General features: G+C 37.7%; 17 protein-coding genes, 2 pseudogenes and 1 riboswitch. Of the genes and pseudogenes, 11 read left to right on the top strand and 8 right to left on the bottom strand.

The annotated features are described in order from the left end of the window. Nucleotides 1–87: 87 nt before the first annotated feature. Entirely contained in the window at nt 88–777 is a 690-nt protein-coding gene (locus GLW08_RS04130; RefSeq protein ID WP_160847290.1) for a DsbA family protein, read from the bottom strand. Between the two features lie 221 nt (nt 778–998). Here GLW08_RS04130 and GLW08_RS04135 point away from each other — a divergent pair, with 221 nt between their 5' ends. After that, nucleotides 999–1,517 carry a ribonuclease H-like YkuK family protein gene (locus GLW08_RS04135; RefSeq protein WP_160847291.1) on the top strand — a complete coding sequence of 173 codons (519 nt, stop codon included), beginning with the start codon at nt 999–1,001 and terminating at the stop codon, nt 1,515–1,517. 195 nt (nt 1,518–1,712) lie between these two features. On the opposite strand, the gene GLW08_RS04140 is transcribed toward GLW08_RS04135, so the two are convergent. Next, nucleotides 1,713–1,850: a hypothetical protein gene (locus tag GLW08_RS04140; RefSeq protein WP_160847292.1), complete on the bottom strand. Its 138-nt coding sequence runs from the start codon at nt 1,848–1,850 to the stop codon at nt 1,713–1,715. Between the two features lie 1,461 nt (nt 1,851–3,311). Between GLW08_RS04140 and GLW08_RS04145 the strand changes: the two genes are divergently transcribed. From GLW08_RS04145 to cls, 5 genes are all read left to right on the top strand, one after another. Further along, nucleotides 3,312–3,836 (top strand): LiaI-LiaF-like domain-containing protein, encoded by a 525-nt coding sequence (locus tag GLW08_RS04145; protein ID WP_160847293.1) that lies wholly within the window; start codon nt 3,312–3,314, stop codon nt 3,834–3,836. Between the two features lie 255 nt (nt 3,837–4,091). Then, nucleotides 4,092–4,418, top strand: coding sequence for a DUF1002 domain-containing protein (locus GLW08_RS04150; protein WP_160847294.1), 327 nt, complete (start codon nt 4,092–4,094; stop codon nt 4,416–4,418). 283 nt (nt 4,419–4,701) lie between these two features. Beyond that, complete coding sequence (locus GLW08_RS04155; protein WP_160847295.1) at nt 4,702–5,472, top strand: LysE family translocator; 771 nt, start codon at nt 4,702–4,704, stop codon at nt 5,470–5,472. Beyond that, nucleotides 5,459–6,229, top strand: a complete 771-nt coding sequence (locus tag GLW08_RS04160; protein WP_160847296.1) for an alpha/beta fold hydrolase — start codon at nt 5,459–5,461, stop codon at nt 6,227–6,229. Before GLW08_RS04155 ends, GLW08_RS04160 begins: the two co-directional genes overlap by 14 nt. Nucleotides 6,230–6,347: 118 nt before the next feature. Beyond that, complete coding sequence (gene cls / locus GLW08_RS04165) at nt 6,348–7,778, top strand: cardiolipin synthase (RefSeq protein ID WP_160847297.1); 1,431 nt, start codon at nt 6,348–6,350, stop codon at nt 7,776–7,778. A 309-nt stretch (nt 7,779–8,087) separates the two neighbouring features. On the opposite strand, the gene GLW08_RS04170 is transcribed toward cls, so the two are convergent. Further along, the gene (locus tag GLW08_RS04170) at nt 8,088–8,291 is read right to left on the bottom strand and encodes a hypothetical protein (RefSeq protein ID WP_160847298.1); all 204 of its coding nucleotides are present in this window, start codon (nt 8,289–8,291) and stop codon (nt 8,088–8,090) included. Between the two features lie 230 nt (nt 8,292–8,521). Continuing rightward, nucleotides 8,522–8,659 (bottom strand): FHA domain-containing protein, encoded by a 138-nt coding sequence (locus GLW08_RS22375; RefSeq protein WP_160847891.1) that lies wholly within the window; start codon nt 8,657–8,659, stop codon nt 8,522–8,524. A 279-nt stretch (nt 8,660–8,938) separates the two neighbouring features. Between GLW08_RS22375 and GLW08_RS04180 the strand changes: the two are divergent. After that, nucleotides 8,939–9,511 (top strand): annotated as a pseudogene (locus GLW08_RS04180) (polysaccharide deacetylase family protein). 209 nt (nt 9,512–9,720) lie between these two features. Then, on the top strand, nt 9,721–9,855 hold the full coding sequence (gene sda, locus GLW08_RS04185; protein ID WP_160847299.1) for a sporulation histidine kinase inhibitor Sda: 135 nt from the start codon (nt 9,721–9,723) through the stop codon (nt 9,853–9,855). Between the two features lie 235 nt (nt 9,856–10,090). On the opposite strand, the gene GLW08_RS04190 is transcribed toward sda, so the two are convergent. Beyond that, the gene (locus GLW08_RS04190; RefSeq protein WP_160847300.1) at nt 10,091–10,624 is read right to left on the bottom strand and encodes a helix-turn-helix domain-containing protein; all 534 of its coding nucleotides are present in this window, start codon (nt 10,622–10,624) and stop codon (nt 10,091–10,093) included. Nucleotides 10,625–10,783: 159 nt separating this feature from the next. Here GLW08_RS04190 and GLW08_RS04195 point away from each other — a divergent pair, with 159 nt between their 5' ends. From GLW08_RS04195 to metC, 3 genes are all read left to right on the top strand, one after another. After that, a complete protein-coding gene (locus tag GLW08_RS04195; RefSeq protein WP_160847301.1) occupies nt 10,784–11,077 on the top strand; it encodes a 4a-hydroxytetrahydrobiopterin dehydratase in 294 nt (97 codons plus the stop codon). A 223-nt stretch (nt 11,078–11,300) separates the two neighbouring features. Further along, a riboswitch (SAM riboswitch) is annotated at nt 11,301–11,413 on the top strand. Nucleotides 11,414–11,498: 85 nt separating this feature from the next. Beyond that, a complete protein-coding gene (locus GLW08_RS04200) occupies nt 11,499–12,623 on the top strand; it encodes a methionine biosynthesis PLP-dependent protein (protein WP_160847302.1) in 1,125 nt (374 codons plus the stop codon). Continuing rightward, on the top strand, nt 12,616–13,785 hold the full coding sequence (gene metC, locus GLW08_RS04205; protein ID WP_160847303.1) for a cystathionine beta-lyase: 1,170 nt from the start codon (nt 12,616–12,618) through the stop codon (nt 13,783–13,785). Before GLW08_RS04200 ends, metC begins: the two co-directional genes overlap by 8 nt. 191 nt (nt 13,786–13,976) lie before the next feature. Here the strand turns inward: metC and GLW08_RS04210 are convergent. From GLW08_RS04210 to GLW08_RS04220, 3 genes and pseudogenes are all read right to left on the bottom strand, one after another. Next, nucleotides 13,977–14,111, bottom strand: a pseudogene (locus tag GLW08_RS04210) (macrolide family glycosyltransferase); the annotation flags it as partial. A 97-nt stretch (nt 14,112–14,208) separates the two neighbouring features. Beyond that, on the bottom strand, nt 14,209–14,397 hold the full coding sequence (locus tag GLW08_RS04215; protein ID WP_160847304.1) for a hypothetical protein: 189 nt from the start codon (nt 14,395–14,397) through the stop codon (nt 14,209–14,211). Nucleotides 14,398–14,430: 33 nt separating this feature from the next. Then, complete coding sequence (locus GLW08_RS04220) at nt 14,431–15,915, bottom strand: flavin monoamine oxidase family protein (RefSeq protein ID WP_237458296.1); 1,485 nt, start codon at nt 15,913–15,915, stop codon at nt 14,431–14,433. Nucleotides 15,916–15,995 lie beyond the last annotated feature (80 nt).

Genomic DNA, 15,995 nt, shown 5'->3' on the forward strand with positions numbered 1-15,995 from the left:
TGAAATCTAATTATCGCTCATATAAAACATTACTTATAAGGGCAAAAAAGTGGTACCAGTTTCAAAACTGATACCACCTTGGCTATATTATTCACTTTCGTTCATAGCTTCCTCAACTCTTTTTTCCAGATCAGCAAATGTCTCTCCTTCAAACACTTTTCCATTCACAATAGTAGTTGGTGTAGATTGCACACCTAGACTTTGTGCCATGTTTTTGTCCGTTTGCACTGCATCTTTCATACCTTCATCATAGGCAGTTACAACTTTTTCAATGTTTGCTTCATCGTCTACTACATCTTGTAACGCTTGCTTAAAGAAATCTTTGTTATAATCAACCAATGATGCATCCTCTGGCTGAAGCTCAAATAAATGCTTGTGAAACTCCCAGAATGTATCTTTACCAAGCTCTTGATAAACAGCTTCAGCGAATTGAGCTGCCCGTTCAGAACCTTGTCCAATGACAGGATAATTCATAAAATAGAACTTCGCTTTTCCTGTATCTACGAATGCTTCTTTGATTCGTGGTACTAAACTTTCTTCAAATGTCTTACAATGCGGGCATAAATAATCTCCAAATTCCACAATCTCAACTGGAGCAGATTCTTCCCCAATAAATGGTTGATTCTCATAGCTTAACTCTGTTTCTCCATTACTTGAACTACCTTCATCCCCACCTAGTTGACGATCTAGTACAACAATTAATATTGCACCTGCTAATATAATGCCAATCATCCAATAAATCCACGCGTTGCTTCCTTTTTGCTTCGTTGATGCCATCAAACCACCCTTTATAATAAAGTGCTAGTCCATCACTATGTATGTTTTCACCTAGCCTCAAGATGTACCTATTATAGATATACTTGTTTCTTTCAGTCAAGAAGAGTGTGCTGCTATAAAATGTTCTTTTAGATAGAATTTTTACATGAATTTAACACACAGTTTTCGAGTTTATGAATAAAATAGAAATAGCATCGCATATTGTATATTGAGGTGAAAACATGTTTGAAAACCCCTATTTTTATAATCAAACGAATCAAAACATGTCTATTGAGGATGTTCAAGAACGGATAAAGCAATTTGTGGAACATGACCCGTCTGCCTCGTATCGCCTATCACTAGGCTCCGATTCACACGTACATCGCGATTATACCCGATTTATTACAGCTATTCATATCCACAGAATAGGTAAAGGTGCATGGGGCTGCTTACGGAATCATACTGTGCGCAGACCAATTACCAGCCTAAAAGAAAAAATATCCACCGAAACCTGGCTTAGTCAGGACATCGCCTTTTACTTCACACCCGAATACTTAGAGGAAATAGCCGAAATCCTTCTACCCTATGAACAAAAAGGCGCTTCCTTCTCGTTCGAAATTCATCTCGACATAGGACACAAAGGGCTAACAAGACATCTTATTTCCGATATGACTCAACGCATTGATCAAATGGGGATTGACGTAAAAATCAAGCCCGATTCATATGCTGCATCAAGTTATGCGAACCGATATACAAAGTAAGTTTTTTTCAAAAAAAGGGCTTCTGCACGGAAGTCTTTTTTTGTTTTGTTCTCCATCTTCACACAAAAGAAGCTGTGGTGCAAAGAAGTAGAGCATGGCATTTATGAGCGACTTCCTTGTTTTATGATCGAGATTTAAAATTTTGATTGCGATTTCAGATTGATATATGAGCGATCCTCCAATTTTTCTTTTTAATCAAAGGTAGTTGTCTTGCTCTCCTTCCAATTTTTCTATTCTTTCTTCCAGACTAGAAAGTTTTGCACGTACCTCCAAAAAAGCGCCAAAACCAAGTAACACCAAAAACAAGATGATTCCTGCTAATATACCTGTCAAAACCAACTCCCCCCCTTACTAAAAAACATATCTATATTGTGGTACACTAACTTGTTTAAAACAATCTTAAAGGAACAACTCATCATATTGTGAAATCGTTCACAAAAGCGTCACATATTACCCGTTGATTCTCCCAAAAACGTGCTATACTAAAGATGTAAAGAAGATAACAAACACAAAAAAAAGCATCAAACAACTTAGGTGGCTCAACCATTCGAGTTCGTTCCTAAGATAACGAACCCCGATGATGGTCAGGGATAGGGAACACCTCCTGTGTAGAGGAAGATTTACTTGTAACCCCATATCAACGACCGAAGAGGAAAAGGTTGAAGTTGACCAAAACAGATTCAAACAATCACTAGAACTACCAATCCGTTGAATGATAAGCTTCCATTCAACAAGCAGGGATAAGAAATGAAATGCTCTAGCATTCGAGCTCCCCTCCTATTCGAAAATCTGACTCACTTCGAATTAGGAATAAATCAAGTTCATTGCTCCCTGTGTATGTTGCATGAAAAAAGTCAGTACCCACCACACCTACACTTGAAATAGTGAAAGGGTATCTGGCACCACATCAAGTAGGCTCTTAATAAAGAATCAAGATGGACACATTCTAAAGCAGATTCAATCGTGTAGCATCAGTACTACGCTTTCTGGACTGAGAAAACGGTTGTTAACGTAACATCAACCAAGAAGCTAAACCTGACACACATGCTCTGTGATAAAGAAAAGCCCAAACACCTGTTTAGCAACTAGTGTTCTGCGATCTATAGGATATTGGTTTTCGATATTACTGCGTGACGCAGAGAAACTAATCGAACTTCATTCACCCTGTAGGTGACAGGAAGCATGAGGGATTCGAAGTTAACTTATCTTACGCTTGGCACTGGAACTAGACATCTATGAGCAACATCATATTCTAGCGGTTTATAACATTCATAAAGGTGGTTAGGAACCTATTACGAAACGAATTGTTCCATGTTGTTTCGCCCATAACAATGATACAAAAATTGACTTAACCAATGAACGATCAGCAAGTACAAGTAGGGAACGAATTCCCCTAAGAGTCGTCCGGTAAGATGTCACTTTTAGAATCGCTGTTCAGGATGATTCTAAATGGTTGGGCTACCTAAGTTGTTTGCCACTCCCCTCTTTCTATTAGGAAAGAGGGATTTTTTTCTGTCTAGCGTACTATTATAAAAATCATTGCGTGTGAATAACTTACTAAATATAGAGGACACGCCCGCGACAAGAACTTCCTCTAAATCACTGTTGGACAGTTTGTACGTCGCTAAACGGACGCCCTGAGCTTTTGTTCTTCCAGCAGCAATGTATATGAGTAGAACAAAATATGAAACGCTAACATCAATTGCCTCGTATAACCCTATATACAGTATAAAGAAAGACGTTGGAGCTACCAACTCATACTTTCTTTACTGTTATAGAAAGGAAGGAGTATTCATGAGTAAAGAAAAGATTAGCAATATTGTGATAGGACTCGTTTTGATTATTATGGGAAGTTATATCTTCTTAGAAAACTTTGGACTCATTCAGTTTGAATTTGGATTCATTTCATGGCCTATCGCGTTACTGTTACCAGCACTAGGATTCCACATTGCATTCTTTTTATCAGGCATGCGCAAAGAATTAGCTGGGTTGCTGGTACCTGGAGGTATTTTACTTATATTAAGCCTTCATTTTTACTTAGAGACCTTAACCAATTTTCAATACGCTGATTATACATGGCCAACGATTTTATTAGCACCTGCTTTTGGGTTATTTGAGCTATGGTTTTTTGGGTATCGAAATCGAGGATTATTAATCCCTGTAGGAATATTGACTATTTTAGCACTCATTTTCTTTGCACAAGCGTGGATAGCTTTTGCAGCCAAACTCTGGCCACTCGTTCTTATTTTCGTAGGAATCTTCATCCTTTTCAATCGCAAAAAAAAGGATCCAAAAGATCCAACTATATCATCGGATTAAAATATTATATACTACTACTCCCTCTTATAGTCTCGTTTAGGTGCCAAAATAGTATTCTTCAATTAGAGGAAGACCCAAAAAAAGATAGAATTTTTTTGAAACACATATTCTGGACACCTCCTGGGTATCTCTATTAGACCGTGATAAAACCGACGATAAAGTTCAAAATGTATTGGATTTCTTATAAAATACCAATTCCCTTTGTAAATATCGTATAATGATAGTAACCACACTCGAAAGGATGGGATTACAACCATGGGTGAACATATCAAAACCGTACAACACTTATTGAGCAAATGGAATAGCGATGAAGGAGCGACAGATGAGGAGCTCCGCTCTCTAGAAAACGCACTTCTTAAAACCAAAGAGGAAGTTAGTGAGACCTTGGCGATGCGCGCTGAGAACCCGACGGAGTGGGGAATATCCGATGAGGAAATCCGAGATAAAGTCAACGAGTATATGTCCTACAACGGCGTGTATTTGCCAGAGCCTCGCATTCAGCAAATTGTGACCTATCTGGCTCGCTTTCGTAACGATGAAGAAAAACTTGAACAAGAACTTAAAATTGAAATGTCCGATTAAAGGACCCCGCAGTTCCGGGGTCCTTTTTTGAATAAAATAACCGGACAAAATAGCACTATAATCCTTGCCAGGTAGAGTATGCCATCGAGTTTGAACGAATGCTTTAATTTAAAAGAGGATTTATACGCGGCTCGACAAGCTCTTCATGCTCTTTTCTTATTATCCTTCCCCCCCCCCCCTTATCCTAGGCAGGATTTTTTTCCAAAGAATAAAAAAGTACTAACTAAAGCCTTTCTTACATGTACTAATAGAGACAAGCTATAGTATAGAAAGGTACATGCCAATGATTACATTAGTCGTAGGATATATTGTACTGGGTTTATCGATTGCTGCTCCTGTAGGCCCCATCAATATTGAGATCATTAAGCGGGGACTTCTTTACGGCTTTTGGCCTTCTTTTTGTGTAGGACTAGGAGGAATGTCCTCCGACCTCTTATTGATGGTAGGTATGTTTTTTGGACTTGCTCAGCTACTCAGTATTATTTGGGTAAAGATTTCTTTAATGATGCTTGGTTGTTTTATCTTAATTCATTCTGGAATTATGAATATGGGTTCAGTCACTTCTGTACACGAATCAAACGAAAGAGTTACAACAATCAAAAAGAATCTTCCAATCAAATCCTATTTAACCGGAGCTACAATCGCGGGTACGAATCCTATGAACTTATTATTCTGGCTTGGCATCTATGGTTCTGTTCTTAGCACTGCACTGCAAGAAGGAAACACGATTCACTCCTTTTTGTTGAGTAGTCTAGTGTTTATTGGCATAGGTCTATGGAATCTAAACCTCTCTTTTACCATACATTTAAGGACGAAAATTGATGACTCCTTTTGTAATGAAAATAGTAAATGGTACCGCAAGTATTTTATTAATTGGATTTGGTGTGAAGTTTGGTGTAGATGCCGTTTTAGAATTAGCAAAGATCATGAAGGGAATTTTTATTGTTCAATAATAAAATATGGATGCATTCAGTTTCGACCTTTTTCTATTTTGGTTCAAATGCTTTATAATAGGAAAAGACTAGGAGGTGAACCTGTGCGTGCTTTTTTATAAAACCTATCACAATAATAAAAAAGACTGGGTTGTTTGTTTACATGCCGTTTGTACAGGGCATTTTATTTTTGATGGGCAGCTGGATGAGCTCAGCAAGTACTTTAATGTACTTCTCATTGACTTACCTGGGCACTATCAATCAAAGGACCAACCTATGAATATGAAAGAACCATTTGATCATACAATTCGAGAAGTAACAAAAGTCCTCGATCATGTAGGCGTAAAAAAGGCATACTTTGTAGGTGTTTCATTAGGAACGATAGTTATACATCAACTTATCTTACAAGAACCGTGGCGTGTAAAAAAAGCAGTTCTTGGTGGGGCCGCAATTGCATTCACACCAGAGGCGATGCGTTTTTTACGAATTGCAAAGAGATGGATATATTTCCTTCCATATAAATGGTATATGCGCAAGTTAATGATCTATATGATGCCAAAAGAGAACCACCAACCGGCTAATAATATCATCATGGACAAAGGCGCTTTGCTAGGACGAAAAAACTTTATTTATTGGCTACATGCTATCTCAAGAATCGAACAAATATATGATGAACGAATTAACGCAACAAATGTCCCACGTTTATATATTTCTGGCGAAGAGGATCACACGCTGCTCCCTTCCTTAATGGAAAAAATCGAAGAATCGCAAACGACGTCCGTACATATTATGAAGCGGTGTGGGCACATGGTTAACATGGAGCGCCCCGATGAATTTAATCAACACATGATTGCTTTTTTTAATTCCGCTTCAGCTTAATTAGAAGCTTGGAATCATTCTCTATTATTTTCTTTCACAAAAGGTATTCCTTTTCTACTAATGGTAAGCTATCATTTCATTGGAATCACTTTTTAAAACTTCTTTAAGGAGTACGACTATGGGTTTACTAGCAGGTCTAGCAATATTTGTAACATTCGTAAACGTACTATTAGGCATCACGATTATTTTTCTAGAACGAAAACAGGTTAGTACAACTTGGGCTTGGTTAATGGTCTTATTCTTTATACCGATTTTTGGATTTATATTATATCTTTTTCTAGGTCAGAACTTAAGCAAGGCAAAGTTATTTCGGGTTTCTAGTGAAGCCACAGAATTTTTTACCAGTTTGAAAAAAAGGCAAAAAAAGATGTTCGACCATCACCACGAATCAAATTATGAGTATCAAGGTCTTATGTATATGAATCTAGTAAACAACGATTCCATTTTTTCAAATGATAATCATATAGAAGTGTTTACAGATGGGCATAAGAAAATGGATGACCTTATTAGAGAAATAGAAAAAGCTGAGGAATTCATCCATATTCAGTACTATATTGTGCGAAATGACGAAACGGGAGAGCGATTGATTAACGCATTGTCCAAAAAGGCTTATGAAGGTGTTGAAGTCCGCTTTTTATATGATGATATGGGATCGTTAAGTTTACGTAGATCCGCATTATCCCCGCTCATTAATGCAGGGGGCCATGTAGCAGCGTTTTTTCCTTCTCGGATTCCTTATATTAACTTACGTCTAAACTATCGTAATCATAGAAAGATTGCTGTTGTGGATGGAGTTGTCGGTTATATTGGTGGTTTTAATATTGGCAATGAATACCTTGGGCTCGTCCAAAAGTTTGGTTATTGGAGGGACACCCATCTTAAGGTGAGTGGAAGTGCTGTTTATTCTCTTCAAACTCGATTTTATCTCGACTGGAACCATGCTTCTAAGTATAAAATGGCTCCCTCTTCTAGATATTTCCCTGACATCCAACCTCAGGGAAACAGTGGTATGCAAATTATCACTTCAGGACCAGACTCTGAGTGGCAACAGATTAAGAATGCATATATCAAGTTAATATTATCGGCTAAAGAAAGCGTCTATATTCAAACACCTTACTTTATCCCTGATGATAGTTTAATGGATGCCATAAAGATTGCATCATTAAGTGGGGTTGATGTGAAGATTATGATTCCTAATAAGCCTGATCATATGTTTGTGTATTGGGCCACTTATGCTCACATCGGACAATTGATTGATGCAGGAGTAAGAAGCTTCACTTATGAAAATGGATTTCTGCACGCTAAGACTTTAGTGGTAGATGGTAAAGTTGCATCAGTTGGAACAGCTAATATCGATGTAAGAAGCTTCAAACTGAACTTTGAAGTAAATGCTATCGTCTATGACCCTATCTTATCCAATGAGCTGCAACAAATCTTTATCGAGGACCTTGCCAACTCCTATGAAATCACAGAAGAAGTGTACCGTAATCGTACCAATTTAATTAAAATGAAAGAGTCTGTATCACGGCTCTTATCACCAATATTATAAAATCAAAGAAAAGCTCAAGGTGCCTTCATCACCCGGCGGGCTTTAAGCAAAGCCTCTTCGTTGCGATTTTTGCCGCTTAGATAGGCTTTGCTCTTAAAGCCCGAGGGGGTAGGCGCTGGAATTAAACAAGTGAGCGCCAAATTTTATGCTTTCTTTACTTTCACAGCAAAGAGCTTGGGGCAGAACCCAAGCTCTTTTTAATATTACATTATTATTGGAACTGTTATTATAGTTAATGCTAAGCTTAGCAGAATGGAGATAATCCAATCTTTCTTTCTTGTCATCTTCAATAATATATTGGCAATGGTGCTAATAATCATAAAGAGTAAAAAGACGAACAAAATCATATATCCTTCCACTGATTTTCACCTTCCCTATTATATTCAAATAAGTTATTCCTATTATTTCAGCGTAAGAATATAGCCCTTCCCTCTGATGTTTTCTATATGTATGCTTACACTCTATTTTTTTTCGAATACGGTAGATGATGGCATTTACTTCTTCTGCGCTCACATCAGGGACTCCTTGTTCATAAATTCTTTTGGTCACGCCGCATGCTTCAATTCATCTTTTGAAACAAATTGTCCTTTATTTCTTTTCAACACATTTATATTCTTTAGAAGAGAATGTGTAGCAAGTATTGCTTATCCAGACCTCCTGCTTATTTGCGTCGAACTTACACTCTTGCTCCTGGAGAATTTGATTCTCTAATTTAAATACTAAACGTGAATCCATTCGATAGCTTAATTGTACCCACGTAAAGTCTTTTCTTCGTAACACGGTAATTGGTGTTTATTTACCCATGTGCCATGTCTACTTCCTAAGTCTTTAATATACATGTTAGATTCATAACTATAAATCTCCGCATGTTTCCTATATATACTATCAAAAGGGACATTCGGCTTTCACCCACTAGATTTACGTCAAATGATAACTTTTTGCGTATTGAGTGAAAGAACAGCTCCTCTTTCGTAAGGGGACCCTATATAATCATTAAATAGCCTAGCGTATTCATATGATTAAAAACTCTCTCATATCTTAATCTACTATTATTTTATCATAGAATTATCATTTGCTTGTTATTGAATAAACAATGTAATTTGAATACGATTTTAATAATAGGAACAATATTCTAGCTAACATAGAAAAGGGGTAATCAAATGAGAAAAAAGTTATTCAATATAACCATGATCATACTTGCTATTTCTTCAAGTTTATATGGAACTTTTGAATTGATGAATGCAAGAACATTTCAGCTTTTTGGAGGCTTAACCAATCGAGTGAATATGAATGAGAATGTTGTCGCCTTGACCTTTGATGACGGTCCTACCGAAAATGTAAAAGGCATTCTCCCTTTGCTTAAGAAGTATAATGCAAAAGCTTCCTTTTTGTAGTAGGAAACAAACTCAAAGAAAATATGGAACTCGGAGAAAAGATTAGCAATGCTGGGCATCAATTAGGGAATCATACTTATTCTCATAAACCTATGATTTTTAAGTCCTCTTCCTATACTAAAGAAGAAATTCATATAGAGCCGGATACTTCATACTACTTTCAAAGAAAGTTGACTACGTAAAAAGTAATATTAAACAGGGTCTATTATTCTACTACACCCTATGTATGATAAAACTAATAATGGCTTAAATACGATTAATGAAATCTTGAAATTATTATCAAATCAAGGATATCGATTTGTTACAGTAAATGAGCTACAGCACCTATCATCTTCATAAATATTCAAGTCCTGTAATTAATAGTTTCTGACATTACCCACAAGTGTATTATTTATACTATATTAAGCAACCCACTTTCATTACTATTTTCATAAAACAAATTGATGAAAGTTTCTATTGTGTAACAAATGAGCCACATGACAAAAAGGTTCTTTGTAGTACAAGATAATAATTAGTAGAGATATAGAAGTTGCTGTGGGGGGATTCCAATGGTCGTAAAATTGACAGATGAATTATTAATTAAAGCATATCAAGAAGCTAAAGAAAACGAAGACGTCGAAGCATCATTTCTAACTATTCTCGAGGAAGAATTGTTAAAACGAAATATAGAAATCAATGAATAAAGAACAAAAACTCGGGGCGCCCGCTTAGCGATATATATGCTTTGGCCCACATGGCGTGGGTTGGTTCGATGTTGCTTACGATGCAGCGGTCTTAATCGAACCTCTTTCACCCCAGAACTTCACCTGATTCCGTATGAGATAAAGGAAACATGAAAATATATGTGTCGTACAGAGGTGAGGAAGCACATTAGTCGCTGGGCGATGGAGCTAGACATGTAATCGCTAGAACTTATACTTACTTTACTTTTGAAATATCCATTGCTGCCGTAGCTACACCTACAATACTATTTTTCTTGTTATATAATGGTTTGGCATAAGTCAAATAATCACGTTCTTCTCCATTTAAGGAGAACGCGATTACCTCTTTTTTTATTTCCCCAGTTCGTATTACTTCCTTTTTTAAGGCCACTAACTTGTCACTATAGGATTCATCCATTATATCGTATATTTGTTTGCCTATGAGCCAATTGTCTTCAAAATCAACCTGAGAGTTAAACACCCATGTATATTTTAAATCTAAATCACAATGTGTAAATGTAATAGGTAAATCTGACAAAGATGCTTGTAATGGTTCGATAAAATAATCCACATAAAAGTTTGAGCAATTAAATGATAAGATGTCAGCTATTTTCTCAGCGATTTGTAAACTTGGTGTTCGTTTACCGCTTTCAATTTGAGCATAATATGCTCGATCAATATGACACAAGGAAGCTACATATTCCTGGGTGAATCCTTTTTCTTTCCTTAATACTTTCAACCATTCTCTCATTTATTCACTTCCCTATTAAGCTAGATCACTAATGTTTCATTACTATAATAATATTCTCCATAGTTATCATAAAACCCTTTGGTACTTTATGGTTAGTTTAACTCTTTTATGAAAAGGTAAAATATATATAGAAGTCCATACCTAATAAGGAGGATTACCATGAGCACATTATCTCAAACGGAAATTAAGCAAAATCATGAGGATATCCCTCAATGGGAAGTGAAAGACGAAGTTGAAATAGGACGAGTGTACACTTTTGCACAATATAAAGATGGGTTAGAATTTGTTCAACAAATTGGCACCATCGCAGACGAAAAAGACCATCATCCTTCGATACAATTAGAGTACAAAGAGGTCGTTGTAGCCCTTACTTCTCATGATGTAGGTGGCCTAACAAACCGCGACTTTGATTTAGCACAACGCTTTGATGAAGTTTATGAAAACCGAAAATAAATCACATTAGCCATTGAGGGAATACCTTGATGGCTTTTTTATAGGGGAATTGATCTGGAGTGAGATTTAGAGGGGGGACTGAGAGCATTCAGAGCAAATTATAGAATTTCCGAGCACACCCCTCCTCTATTTATCCAAAGTTTAAATTTTCTAAAATCATTCATTGCGTAACATCCTTTAATGCTGTATGGTAGTAATTAAATAAATTACAAATCACATAACATTCTTATTCAGAGAAGCTGAGGGATCTGGTCCGTCGAAGCTTCAGCAACCGGCCTATTTAGGTGAGGTGCTACCTCCAGCAAGTGGGATGAATGTCCACTTGAAAGATAAGAAGAAGGATAAACTTGAGACCATCAAGCTCTTCTTCGGAAGGGCTTTTTTTATTATCATTCATACCATACTAAAGGAGTCGATCGACATGTGTAGTCATCATTTAGATACAAAACTAGCACAAACAGGGAACCGCAGTGAATCCACAACAGGTGCTGTCACCCCACCACTCCACCTCTCTACTGCTTACCGCCATCCAGGAATTGGACAATCAACTGGATATGATTATATCCGTACCGGTAATCCAACCCGCGATTTATTAGAGCAATCCATCGCTACATTGGAATCTGGTCTTGATGGATTTGCATTTAGTTCCGGAATGGCTGCCATTCAAACGGTCTTCTCTATTTTCACCCCAGGAGATGAATTCGTTGTTACCCAAGATGTTTATGGTGGATCTTACCGTCTCTTCGAAAATCACTTTCAAAAATTTGGCCTTGGATTTACGTACGTGAATAGCACAGAGCCAGAAGATTTCGAACAAGTAGTAACAGAGAAGACAAAAGGACTATTTATCGAAACACCCACTAATCCACTCATGACCCAAATTGATATCGAAGCCATTGCAAAATTAGCTAAAAAATACAACCTACTTCTAATCGTGGATAACACTTTCTTTACACCTTATCTACAGCAACCACTTCAACTAGGTGCAGACATTGTCATACACTCGGCAACGAAATACCTTGGAGGTCACAATGACGTACTCGCCGGACTCGTAGTAGCCAATGATGAAGCCATCTGTGAAAGTCTGGCTGCTGAACAGAACGCTTCTGGTGCCGTATTATCCCCATTTGATTGTTGGCTGTTAATGAGAGGTATAAAAACACTAGGTCTTCGTATGAAGCAGCATGAGACCAATGCAAAACGAATCGCTGAGTTCCTTAAGAACGATTCCAATGTAACAGATGTTCTCTATCCTGGTCATGGAGGCATGCTTTCCTTCCGTGTTCAACAAGAGGAGTTCGTCCCATACCTTCTTCAGAGTTTTGAGCTTATTTCTTTTGCGGAGAGCCTTGGCGGTGTGGAAACCTTTATCACATACCCTGCCACTCAGACGCATGCTGATATACCAGAAGAAGTACGCTCTAGTTATGGTGTAGATAATCGATTACTCCGCTTATCTGTAGGAATTGAGGATGATAGAGATCTAACAAAAGATCTACAACAAGCTCTTGATAAAGCACAAACGGAGGTTAAGCAACATGTCTAATTATTCTGTTCAAACTAAGCTACTTCACAATGATTATTCTGTAGACAAAACATCCAATGGAGTTAGTGTACCGATTCAACATGCTTCAACATTCCACCAAGAGGATATTAGTGAATTTGGTCAATACGATTATGCTCGCTCCGGTAACCCAACCCGGGATGCACTAGAAACTACCATAGCTGACCTTGAAGGTGGCACGCATGGTTTCGCGTTTGCCTCTGGCATGGCTGCGGTGTCTAGTTCTCTTATGCTATTGTCCAAAGGTGATCACCTACTCATTACCGAGGATGTGTACGGAGGTACATTCCGATTTGTTACGCAAGTCCTTTCTCGTTTCGGAATCGAGCATACCTTTGTGGATATGACCAAGCTTGATGAAGTAAAAGCAGCCTTTCAATCGAACACGAAGGCTGTTTTTATCGAGACACCATCGAATCCGCTGTTAAAAGTAACAGACATTGAAGCAGTTACACAGCTTGCTAAACAGCATGATTGTATTTCGTATATGGATAATACGTTCTTAACGCCTTTGTTACAAAAACCATTCGATCTTGGTGTGGATATTATTATTCACAGTGCCACCAAGTTCTTAGCAGGACATAGTGATGTTGTTGCTGGTTTAGTAGTAGTAAATGATGAACAATTAGCCCAACAAATCGGTTTTTTACAAAATTCATGCGGTGCCATTTTAGGACCTCAGGATTGCTGGCTGGTCCTTCGCGGCATCAAAACCCTGCACGCTAGAATGCGGCAGTCTGTAGAATCAGCAGAAAAACTAGCAAATTATTTAGAAGGCCATTCTCTTATTACAAAAGTCTATTATCCTGGATTGACTTCAAACTCATATTATGAAGTTCAACAAAAACAAGCCAAAAATGGCGGTGCTGTTCTGTCATTCGAACTCGCCAATGAACAGGCCGTTGAGCAATTTGTAGAACGGTTAAAGCTGCCCGTTTTCGCTGTTAGCCTTGGGGCAGTTGAGTCCATCCTATCTTATCCAAGAAATATGTCACACGGCTCTATGCCTGATCATGATTGTGACCAGCGCGGTATTACAAAAGGTTTACTCCGCTTATCAGTAGGACTGGAAGATGCAGATGAACTCATTGTCGATTTCGAACAAGCACTAGCTTATACAAATCAACCCGCAAATACAATATAACTGCCACAAAATAAGTGCCAGACCCCCACCACGCTACAGCATTATCGCGGTGGGGGGGTTGGCACTATTTTATTGCATTTTACTTTTTTCCTATAAACGCATCAATCTCCCGTAGAGCTTGCTCAACTCCTCCACTTTCCCTAAAGCCAGCCCTTCCAAGACTCACGCCTAAATCATTAGCCACTAAATCCAATATTCCACCTATGATTAATTTTCTCAGTTGTTAAATAATGGACTTCGTCTCCTCTATCAGTAAAAGCCTTTACCATGCCAAGAGTAGGATTAACATGACCCTCGGCTGGAAAATTAATCATTAAAATGTTCATAGAGATACCCCCTTTCTATTGGATAACCCTAGAATATCATGTAGATAACGTCCATGTTTTAAAAGTGCTTGTTACATCCCCCCTACAAAGGACTTCTCTATAAAAACCCACCTCCACCAGGCGGTGGAGGTGGGTTTTTACGATGGTCATATGGATCTTTCTCAATATCTTTATTCATACGCTTTCTATTACTTGATGCAAGACTAAACAGAATAATCGGTATGGAAACTAATAAGCATACACCTAACCAACTGTTCATCACAATATCGACCAACCAGCCCCACATTTTATCCCCTCCCCCTCTCCAAGGTGCCTTGTATTAATCAATTCGATAATTCACTTCATAAGCGGTGCGGATACCTGATTCAATCGCTCCCTCTACCCAGCCGTGAAAACGTGAGGCGTGTTCTCCTGCAAAATGAACTTTCCCTTGAGGTACATAAACAGCTTCAGATAAGTCCTGTTCCTGATAAGGTGCATATAGAGTGAACGCACCCGCTGCAAATGGGTTTTGGTTCCAACTAAAGGTGGTTCCAGCTAGATATTCTGAATACACTACATCTCCATATATCTTGGATAACCCATGAAGGGCCTGACGAATTCGTTCTTGTTCTGGCTGGCTACTCCATAGATTTGCATTTTCACTCCAACTATAACTCCCAAGCATAACCCCAGGTTTCCCTTCTTCAATTTTATGACTTGGGATATAACTAAATCTGGTCGGAAAATCTGTGATGACATTTCCAATACCTAGCTGTTTCCAAAAAGGGTGTTTAAACTCTAAGCCTATTTTGACTGAGTCAACATAACTAATTTCTCGTATTGCTTTCCATTTTTTAAATGAAAAAGTGTCATAGGGGAATATATCAACAAACTGAAATACCGAAAAAGGTAACGTCGTAATAACGTAGTCCCCTTCTAGAGAATGATATTGGTCTGAGGATAAATCTCTCGAGGTCACGACTACTCCTTCTTCTTTTTGGATTATTCCTTCAACTTTTTGTCCACAATAAATATTTTCCCCTAGTGAAGAAAGAAAGGAATGGGGCAATAAATCATTACCACCTGTAATTTCAAAAAACTTTAACTCATCATTAAAAATAGTGCTAACAATATCTAATAAAATATCAACAAATGAATATCCAGGAAACCCTTCTATCCCTAATACAACTTTTATATAGCGTATCGCGTTTGGAGAAAGGCGATTCCCAATTAAATTCTCTCTAAGGAAATCTTCAAATGAATAGCTATCAAAGTTCTTTCTTAACAATTTTTGTTGTTCAGGGGATTGACTATTGTATAAGGATAGAAAGGGTTCTACAGCCGATAATAGTAACTCACTAGCTGTTTTCCCTTGTTCATTTGGAGGTAATGGATACTTTAGGATGTCTGGATTTTTCTCATACTTTTTCATGGTGGTTAGAATACCATTCACATAAAGAACGTCGTTGTCTGTCACATTTAAAAATTCATTTGTAGGTAAGTTAAATTTTTTTATGTATTCAAACACTAATTTATGTATATCCGGAAAACGCATTGCACCCACATCAATATAATTTCCTTTTGAGAATGGTTCTCTGACTGTATAAACCCTTCCACCAATCCTATTATTCCCTTCAAGAATTGTCACATGATGCCCTGCTTCTTTTAATAAGGAAGCAGATACCAACCCTGACATACCTGCACCTATAATAATGACCTTTTTCGGATCTGATACTTTTGGGAATCCTTTACGAATAATGGATAGCATATCATCTGGATAGGTAAGTGTTCCATAATCATGGACTTCTGGTTTCATTTTCATATATCTCACCTCATATCTATTCATATGAGATAAAAATAAGTGGTATTCTCCTCTTTATTAGAACAAAAGCGCAAGCGCCC

The organism is Pontibacillus yanchengensis (assembly GCF_009856295.1).
Lineage (GTDB): Bacteria > Bacillota > Bacilli > Bacillales > BH030062 > Pontibacillus > Pontibacillus yanchengensis_A.

Excerpts from the sequence above, each read along its gene's own strand:
- GLW08_RS04130 (WP_160847290.1), bottom strand. The coding sequence starts at position 777 with ATGGCATCAACGAAGCAAAAAGGAAGCAACGCGTGGATTTATTGGATG.
- GLW08_RS04135 (WP_160847291.1), top strand. The coding sequence starts at position 999 with ATGTTTGAAAACCCCTATTTTTATAATCAAACGAATCAAAACATGTCT.
- GLW08_RS04145 (WP_160847293.1), top strand. The coding sequence starts at position 3,312 with ATGAGTAAAGAAAAGATTAGCAATATTGTGATAGGACTCGTTTTGATT.
- GLW08_RS04150 (WP_160847294.1), top strand. The coding sequence starts at position 4,092 with ATGGGTGAACATATCAAAACCGTACAACACTTATTGAGCAAATGGAAT.
- GLW08_RS04155 (WP_160847295.1), top strand. The coding sequence starts at position 4,702 with ATGATTACATTAGTCGTAGGATATATTGTACTGGGTTTATCGATTGCT.
- cls (WP_160847297.1), top strand. The coding sequence starts at position 6,348 with ATGGGTTTACTAGCAGGTCTAGCAATATTTGTAACATTCGTAAACGTA.
- sda (WP_160847299.1), top strand. The coding sequence starts at position 9,721 with ATGGTCGTAAAATTGACAGATGAATTATTAATTAAAGCATATCAAGAA.
- GLW08_RS04190 (WP_160847300.1), bottom strand. The coding sequence starts at position 10,624 with ATGAGAGAATGGTTGAAAGTATTAAGGAAAGAAAAAGGATTCACCCAG.
- GLW08_RS04195 (WP_160847301.1), top strand. The coding sequence starts at position 10,784 with ATGAGCACATTATCTCAAACGGAAATTAAGCAAAATCATGAGGATATC.
- GLW08_RS04200 (WP_160847302.1), top strand. The coding sequence starts at position 11,499 with ATGTGTAGTCATCATTTAGATACAAAACTAGCACAAACAGGGAACCGC.
- metC (WP_160847303.1), top strand. The coding sequence starts at position 12,616 with ATGTCTAATTATTCTGTTCAAACTAAGCTACTTCACAATGATTATTCT.
- GLW08_RS04215 (WP_160847304.1), bottom strand. The coding sequence starts at position 14,397 with ATGTGGGGCTGGTTGGTCGATATTGTGATGAACAGTTGGTTAGGTGTA.
- GLW08_RS04220 (WP_237458296.1), bottom strand. The coding sequence starts at position 15,915 with ATGAAAATGAAACCAGAAGTCCATGATTATGGAACACTTACCTATCCA.